Here is a 7,341-nt window from a genome sequence, read left to right on the forward strand (position 1 = left end):
AAACGAACGATCATGCAACAACTAAAATATATACTCACCATTATTTCATTTTGCGCAGTATTCACTTCCTGCACAAAAGACGGTGCAGGCCTGCTGGATAAAGCAGAATCAGGCGACCTGAATGAGGAAAGGGTATTTACCAATGCAAAATACACCAAGGAATTCCTCACGGATATTTACCGCCGTATCCCTTATGGCTGGGACGACAACGTTTATCTTGACGCTTCTACGGATGATGGGGAAGCGCGCCCCTGGTGGGGATGGGTGAACAACATCCACGTTGGCGCCTACAATCCTACCAGCATGCCAAATAAATTCAAACGCTGGGCAGATTACTATGCTGCTATCAGGGCATGTAATCTCTTCCTCAGTAAAATTGATGGTGCACCTATAGATGCAGAACAATACATGAACTCTGAAGAAGTAAAAGAGCGCATGAAATACGAAGCAGTTTGCCTGCGTGCTTATTACTATACAGAACTGGTCCGCTGGTACGGTGCTGTTCCCATCATCACCAAAGTGCTTACGCGCGATTCTCCGGAACTCTATTCCAAACGCGCCAGCCTTGCTGAAATGCAGGAGTTCATCATCAAAGATTGTGATTCCGCTGCAGCCCATTTGCCTGCAAGGCAAACAGGTGTAGACTACATGCGTGTTACCAGTGGTGTGGCCAAAGCCATTAAAGCACGTTTGCTGCTACACCTGGCAAGCCCGCTGTTTAACAGTACCACAGCTGGCCCTGCCAGTCCATGGTCCTGGGGAAATTATGATGCCAACCGCTGGAAGGATGCCGCAAATGCAGCAAAGGCCGTGATGGACCATAAAGATGAATTAGGCGCACCTGTTTACAGCCTGGTTGTAAAAACAGAAGCTGCCAATTATTTCGGGGCAAAGGTTACCTATCCCGGCTCTCTTAAAGCCATGGGTTGGTTCAATGTATTCATTACAAGGGTGAATACAGAAATGATGCTGGCTTATGGTAAAAAAGGAACTACCAATGAATTGGATAAGTGGCAACTACCCGGCGCTATGCAAAAAGCCGGTGACGCCTCTTATACCCTGCCTACTTATAACTATGCCGCCTGTTTTGAAACCAAAGACGGCAGACCCGTTTATGTAACTGATGAATACGGCGTACCTGTAATAGATGCCAATGGACAGTTCACCGTAAACTCTGCTTCCGGTTTCGATCCGCAGAAGCCTTACCTCAACAGGGATTCCCGGTTCTACCATTCCATCTGGTATAACGGCTCCATGTTTGGCGGCACCACCTTTAATCCATGGCGCGGTGAGGATGGTACCTTCGGACCTGAATTCCTCAGCGGTTATGCACATACCGGCCTCTTCCTCCGTAAGTTTATGGACCCCAAGAACATTTCCCTCAGTAATGGTGTAACCGGGCAAACCAATCACAACTTCCCTTTATACCGCTATGTGGAAATGCTGTTAAACTATGCAGAAGCCCTCAATGAGTTCCTGCCTGACGGGGCAGCCCGCGTGGAAGTGATCCAGACCCTGGACCAGATCAGGCTCCGGGCAGATATGCCGAATGTGAACACCACCTTTACCACCAATGGCTGGAATGTGAACGATCAGAAACAAATGCGCAAATTCATCCGTAACGAACGCCGGATAGAACTCGCCTTTGAAGAACACCGTTTCTTTGATATCCGCCGCTGGCTGATCGGTGAACAAACACAAAAGGTGGTATATGAACACGATATCTTCAAAAAACTGGATGGTTCCTTTGTGTACACTATTAAGGTTTGGGAAAGAAGGGTATTCCAACCCAAACACAACCTGTTGCCTTTACCGCAGTCAGAAGTGAACAACAATCCTAATATGCAGCAAAACCCGGGTTGGTAAAATTAAATTGTATTGATCATGAAAAAAGTATTTGTAATTTTCATACTGGCACTCACCGCTTTCAGCAGTTGTAAAAAGGATGACTTTTATGCGAAGTTTGTTCCTGAAGTGTTGTTCTACGAAAAAGATAAAGTGGAGAACGCGGATTTTGTTTCCACCACACTGCCCGCCGGCACCACAGAATGGACCGTAAAAGCAAGGGTGAGCGCTCCCATGAAGCTGAAGGAAATAAAACTGTATAAAGGGCAGGACCTCCTGGAAACTTATAAGGACTTTCAGCTAACACCCACTGTATTCAACGTGCAGCGGGTGGTAACAGGTATCACGGCAGAAACCACCATGAAGATAGTGGCGGTGGATGCAGATAATAAAAGCACTACCAGAACTTTTATCATTAAAGTAAACTAATCACATGAAAAAGCCGCTTTGCTTAATAGTGAGCTGTACATTACTTTCCCTTGCAGGATTTTCGCAGGAGAACACGCTCACGGCAAAAGAGAAAAAACAAGGCTGGACGCTGCTTTTTGATGGCACCAGCACGAATGGATTTACAACACCCGGCGGTAAACCCGTTCCGGCAGGATGGCAGGTGAAAGATGGCAGCATCACTGCCATTAAAGGCGGCAAAGGCGGCGATATTATCACCACCGGTGAGTACAGCGACTTTGAGTTGTCCGTGGATTATAACATTGAACCCGGCTGCAACAGCGGCGTGAAGTACTTCTTTACCAAGTATGAAAAGGGTGGCAACCTGGGCATGGAATTCCAGATCCTGGATGATGCACTGGCAGAAGATAATAAGCTGGAAAATCACCGCGTAGGTTCTTTTTATGATGTAATGCCTGTGACTGCATCTGATAAAAAAATAAACCCGCCCGGACAATGGAACACCATCCGCATTGTATCTAAAAAAGGCAAAGTGGAACACTGGCTGAACGGAAAAAAGATCCTTTCCTTCACGCGAGGTGATGCTGCATTTTCAGCCGCGGTGGCCAAAAGCAAATTCAGCAAAGCAGAGCCGGCATTCGGTACCGTGGAAAAAGGTCACATCCTGTTACAGGAACATGGCGGACAGGTATCTTTCAGAAACATTAAGATCTTATCATTAAAATAGCACCATGGAAAAAAGACGCGATTTTATTAAGAAGCTCGCATTAAGTTCCGCAGGTTTCGCCATTGGCAATTCAGCACTTGGTTTTAGTGCAAAGAGTTATAAAAATATCATAGGCGCCAATAACAGGATCAGGGTATCCATTATTGGCGTGAACGGGCGTGGCAATGGCATGGCCGGTGTTTTCGCAAAACAGAAGGATACGGAAATAGCTTCTATCTGTGATGTGGACAGCAGGGCCATTCCCAAAGCCATTAAAACAGTGATGGCCACCGGGCATACCAATACCCCCAAAGGAGAAAAAGATCTCCGCAAGGTATTGGAAGATAAATCCGTTGATGCCATCTACACAGCCACACCGGATCACTGGCATGCACCTTTAACTATTATGGGATGCCAGACAGGCAAACATGTATACGTTGAAAAACCCTTAAGCCACAATCCTCACGAAGGTGAAATGGCGGTTGCAGCAGCGCGGAAATACAACCGCGTAGTGCAAATGGGTGCGCAACGCCGCTCTGCTCCCATCCTTACAAAAGGGATTGAAGAATTGCATAACGGAGTTATCGGAAGAGTATACTTCGCAAAAGCATGGTATACCAATACCCGCAAATCAAACGTACTCAAACCCGCAGAAGTTCCGGATTGGCTGGATTATGATCTTTGGCAGGGACCTGCTCCCCGCACCCCCTACAAGGATGGACTGATCCATTACAACTGGCATTGGTTCTGGCATTGGGGTACAGGCGAAGCCCTCAACAACGGCACACATGAAGTAGATGTGGCACGCTGGGGACTGGGTGTTGATTTCCCTACCCGCGTAAGTTCTGTGGGAGGCCGTTACCAGTTTTCAGATGATTGGGAAACACCGGATACACAGATCGTTACCATGGATTATCCCGGCCGTGTTTCCCTGATGTGGGAGAACAGAAGTTCCAATGGAAGGAAAATTGAAGGACTTGACAGAGGTGTTATTTTCTATGGAGAAAAAGGCAGCCTGGATACCGGCGGAGACAACTACAAAGTATATGATCTCGATGGCAAGCTGATCAAAGAAGGAAAAACCGCCATGAAGGAAAGTGAGTTAGATGGACGTAATACTTCCAGCCCAAGCATTGGCCTTGACAACCTGCATGTAATGGACTTCCTGGATGCAATGAGGAATAACCGCAAGCCTAATTGTGATGTTGAGTCAGGGCATAAGAGTACCGTTGCTATGCAGCTGGGTAATATATCCTGGCGTGTTGGCCGTGATCTGAAAGTAGACCCTAAGAACGGGCATATCATTGGCGATAAGGATGCGGAGAAGTTATGGCGCAGGAGTTATGAGAAAGGTTGGGAACCGAAGATATAAGATGTAAAAAGGGGCTGAGTAGAAAATACTCAACCCTTTTTTTATGTTTATGAACTACTCATAAAATGAAACAAATAAAAAAGCCGCGACAGCATCTGTATCGCGGCTTTCCTCCTATAAAACGCTCTCCTACCATATTACCCGTAATTCTGATCTCCTGTTCTCTCTTTGCTGTTCCTCTGTACAAGGTGCAGCTTCGCTACAAGGATTTATGAGGTGCTGCTCTCCCATATTCTTATAAAATAGCCGTTTAGGCGAGATGCCCTTTTTTACGAGGTAATCGATCACAGCATAACAACGCAGTGCAGAAAGATCTACGTTATACTGATCTGTACCACGGCTATCTGTAAATGAATGTACCATTAACTTCCAGTCTGGATGTTGTTGTAAGGTGCCTGCTACTTCATCAAGTATTTTACGGGATTCACTTAATAGTTCAGCACTGTTGAAATCGTAGAGGAATTTGTGTTTTTCGATGTTTCGTTTTATTTCCAACTCATCCGCAGTATGCGTTACTTTGGAAGGTATGGTTGCAGCCGTGTTATTACCTGTTGCAGAAGGATTGCCCGCTGCAACATTTTTATCCACGGCAGTGCCCCGGATACCATTAGTAAACCAGCCGGAATATGCCGGATCCATAAAATGGTATACATCATCAGAACCTGCACCACCTGCACGGTTGGATGCAAAATAACCTTCGTAACCATTTAGCCCGAGGATAAAGCTCATATCATCTGCCCCGGAATTAAAGGGTGGCTGAAGGTTGAATGGCATAGTCCATTCTGCTTTATTGCCGGTTACCCGAAAAATGTCGTAGCCGCCCATGCCGGGATGACCTTTACTGGAAAAGTACAGCGTACCTTCTGCATTAAAGGAGGGAAAAGTTTCAGCAGCTACTGTATTTATACGGGGGCCACAGTTTACCGGCTTGCCCCAGTTACTGTCTGCCAGTTTTTCACTATACCAGATGTCCGTCTGCCCATAACCTCCCGGCCTGTCGGACACAAAGTAAAGCAAATCTCCAGCACTGTTCAATACAGGATGGCTGGAAGAGAAGCCGTCCATATTAAGGCCGGCCAATATTTCAAGGGGTGTCCATTTATTATCTTTCTTTACAGAGCGGTATAATGTAAGCAGGCGCCTGCCGTTCAGAGGTCCGCGTTTCTGAATGATTTCAGGCCTTTCCTGTTCATTCACGGTCACATACAGCGTGTCTTCCGTTTTATTAAAACAGGCCGGCCCGATGTGATAATCATATTTTCCCAGGATCTTCGGTAACATATCTTCGAGGTACATATTGGAATTAGTACCCTGGTATTGCTGGTACACATATGCTTTATAATAAGGCTGAAAGGTACGTTTATCAGAAGCAGGATTGGCTCCTCCTCCATCCCCCTGTATCATCTTACGGTAACCATTACCTGTAATGAGCAAGCCCTGCTGCATCATGCCGCTGATCCATTCGGAATAAGGTGTGTTCAGTTCTTTCAGCCCTTTAAGATGATCTGTATTCACTTTGTGCGATTGCCATAATACGGCACTGTCACATCCTTGCAGCGCAACCGCTTTAAAAACAAGACTATCGGGCTGTGCAGATTCGAAGAGGTTATATTGTTTGCGGGCGGAATCATATTGTTCCATGTTCCGCAATACTTCTCCATAAGCAAAATAAGCGCCTGAAGCATGATCGGGCCGCCTGATCACTTCTGCATACCAGCCTGCAGCCTGGTAGAAATTGCCTGTTTCACGATGGCAAACTGCCAGTTTCATCATCAGGTCTGTAGGCGTACGACTGCCCTTATTTTTCGCTATCCTGTTAAAAAGGCTTCCGGCCAATGCATATTCCTGCCTGGCATAAGCTTCCTCCGCCAGGCGGAGTTCACTTTTCTGTTCCTGTGCGGAAAGCTGCTGGCTGAACAAGACGAGCCATGCAAGAAAAAGAAAGTAATACTGCTTCAAGGTCAGAAGGTTTAAGTTTAGAAATAGCGCGGATTGGTAAGTGAATATTTTTTAGAAGGGAAAAGTAATCCGATTGAGATCTCATGTGATCCACCCTGTGTGCCGGCCATTTTATTCACATTAAGATCGTAGGCATATCCGATCCGCAGTTTTTCATTCACATAATACTCAAGCATAATACTGGCTGCGTTGGCAGGAGTAAGATCCCTGGAAAGGTTCTCTTTGTTCCAGAGTTTCATATTCGTACGATAAGAACCACCGATCCATATCTTTTCATCGATGAGCAGGAAGGCATTAAGATCCACACTGGTGGGACCTTTGAAATCTTCCTTGATCATAAGGGAAGGCTTCAGGATCAGGTTGGGAGACAATGTCAAAGCAGTGCCTGTGGTGAGGTACATGTGCTGCGTTTTACGGATCGCCGCGTAATTGTTCCCTTTCCAGGAATAGCGGGTAGCATCGCTGTACAGCGAAAAAAGGTCCATCACAGATACGCCGGCATAAAACCTTGAGCTGTAATAATAAACGCCAAAGCGTGCATCCGGCACCCATGTGCTGGTTTTGCCGGTGGGAATTGCCTGGTCGTCATTATCCACATACTGCAACGCAGCGCCGTCAATAGCATATTGCGATACGCCGGCTCCTATGCCCAGGCATAAACGCCTTGTGTCTTCATCATCCAGCGGAATGCGGTATGCATAGGAAGCGTACAATGACAATGACTCCTGAGGCCCCAGCCTGTCAAACATTGCCTGTAACCCAATGCCCACTTTACTTTCAGGCGCATTGGTCAACCCATCAATAGAAATGCCTCCTGTACGGGGAGCACCGGGAAACCCTGCCCATTGATGCCGGTAGATGGAATTGAGGTACCAATCCTGCTTGTAACCTGCATATGCGGGATTCACTGCCAGCCCGTTAAATACATACTGGCTGAACTGTATGTTCTGCTGCGCTTTGCCGGATATGATGGCTGCCGTTAACAACAGAAGGGTCAAGTAAATGGTTTTTCTACACTGCATAACCGCTTTTTTAAGCTGATGCCGGACAC

The 7,341-nt window shown here is 46.6% G+C and carries 6 protein-coding genes; 4 read left to right on the forward strand and 2 right to left on the reverse strand.

The window, feature by feature from the left end:
• The first annotated feature begins 12 nt into the window (after positions 1-12).
• Genes AAHN97_RS11735 through AAHN97_RS11750 form a run of 4 tightly spaced genes read left to right on the forward strand, consistent with a single transcriptional unit; the run spans position 13 to position 4,331 of the window.
• A complete protein-coding gene (locus tag AAHN97_RS11735; protein WP_343307805.1) occupies positions 13-1,866 on the forward strand; it encodes a RagB/SusD family nutrient uptake outer membrane protein in 1,854 nt (617 codons plus the stop codon).
• 18 nt (positions 1,867-1,884) lie between these two features.
• Positions 1,885-2,274: a hypothetical protein gene (locus AAHN97_RS11740; RefSeq protein WP_343307806.1), complete on the forward strand. Its 390-nt coding sequence runs from the start codon at positions 1,885-1,887 to the stop codon at positions 2,272-2,274.
• Positions 2,275-2,278: 4 nt separating this feature from the next.
• Positions 2,279-2,980 (forward strand): 3-keto-disaccharide hydrolase, encoded by a 702-nt coding sequence (locus AAHN97_RS11745; protein WP_343307807.1) that lies wholly within the window; start codon positions 2,279-2,281, stop codon positions 2,978-2,980.
• A 4-nt stretch (positions 2,981-2,984) separates the two neighbouring features.
• Positions 2,985-4,331 (forward strand): Gfo/Idh/MocA family protein, encoded by a 1,347-nt coding sequence (locus AAHN97_RS11750; RefSeq protein WP_343307808.1) that lies wholly within the window; start codon positions 2,985-2,987, stop codon positions 4,329-4,331.
• 129 nt (positions 4,332-4,460) lie between these two features.
• Here the strand turns inward: AAHN97_RS11750 and AAHN97_RS11755 are convergent, their stop codons facing one another.
• On the reverse strand, positions 4,461-6,290 hold the full coding sequence (locus tag AAHN97_RS11755; protein WP_343307809.1) for an OmpA family protein: 1,830 nt from the start codon (positions 6,288-6,290) through the stop codon (positions 4,461-4,463).
• Between the two features lie 17 nt (positions 6,291-6,307).
• The gene (locus tag AAHN97_RS11760; protein ID WP_343307810.1) at positions 6,308-7,288 is read right to left on the reverse strand and encodes a PorP/SprF family type IX secretion system membrane protein; all 981 of its coding nucleotides are present in this window, start codon (positions 7,286-7,288) and stop codon (positions 6,308-6,310) included.
• Positions 7,289-7,341 lie beyond the last annotated feature (53 nt).

Source organism: Chitinophaga niabensis (assembly GCF_039545795.1).
Classification (GTDB): Bacteria; Bacteroidota; Bacteroidia; order Chitinophagales; family Chitinophagaceae; genus Chitinophaga; species Chitinophaga niabensis_B.

What these genes read in the sequence shown, in the direction of transcription:
- AAHN97_RS11735 (WP_343307805.1), top strand. Translation starts at nt 13, where the DNA reads ATGCAACAACTAAAATATATACTCACCATTATTTCATTTTGCGCAGTA.
- AAHN97_RS11740 (WP_343307806.1), top strand. Translation starts at nt 1,885, where the DNA reads ATGAAAAAAGTATTTGTAATTTTCATACTGGCACTCACCGCTTTCAGC.
- AAHN97_RS11745 (WP_343307807.1), top strand. Translation starts at nt 2,279, where the DNA reads ATGAAAAAGCCGCTTTGCTTAATAGTGAGCTGTACATTACTTTCCCTT.
- AAHN97_RS11750 (WP_343307808.1), top strand. Translation starts at nt 2,985, where the DNA reads ATGGAAAAAAGACGCGATTTTATTAAGAAGCTCGCATTAAGTTCCGCA.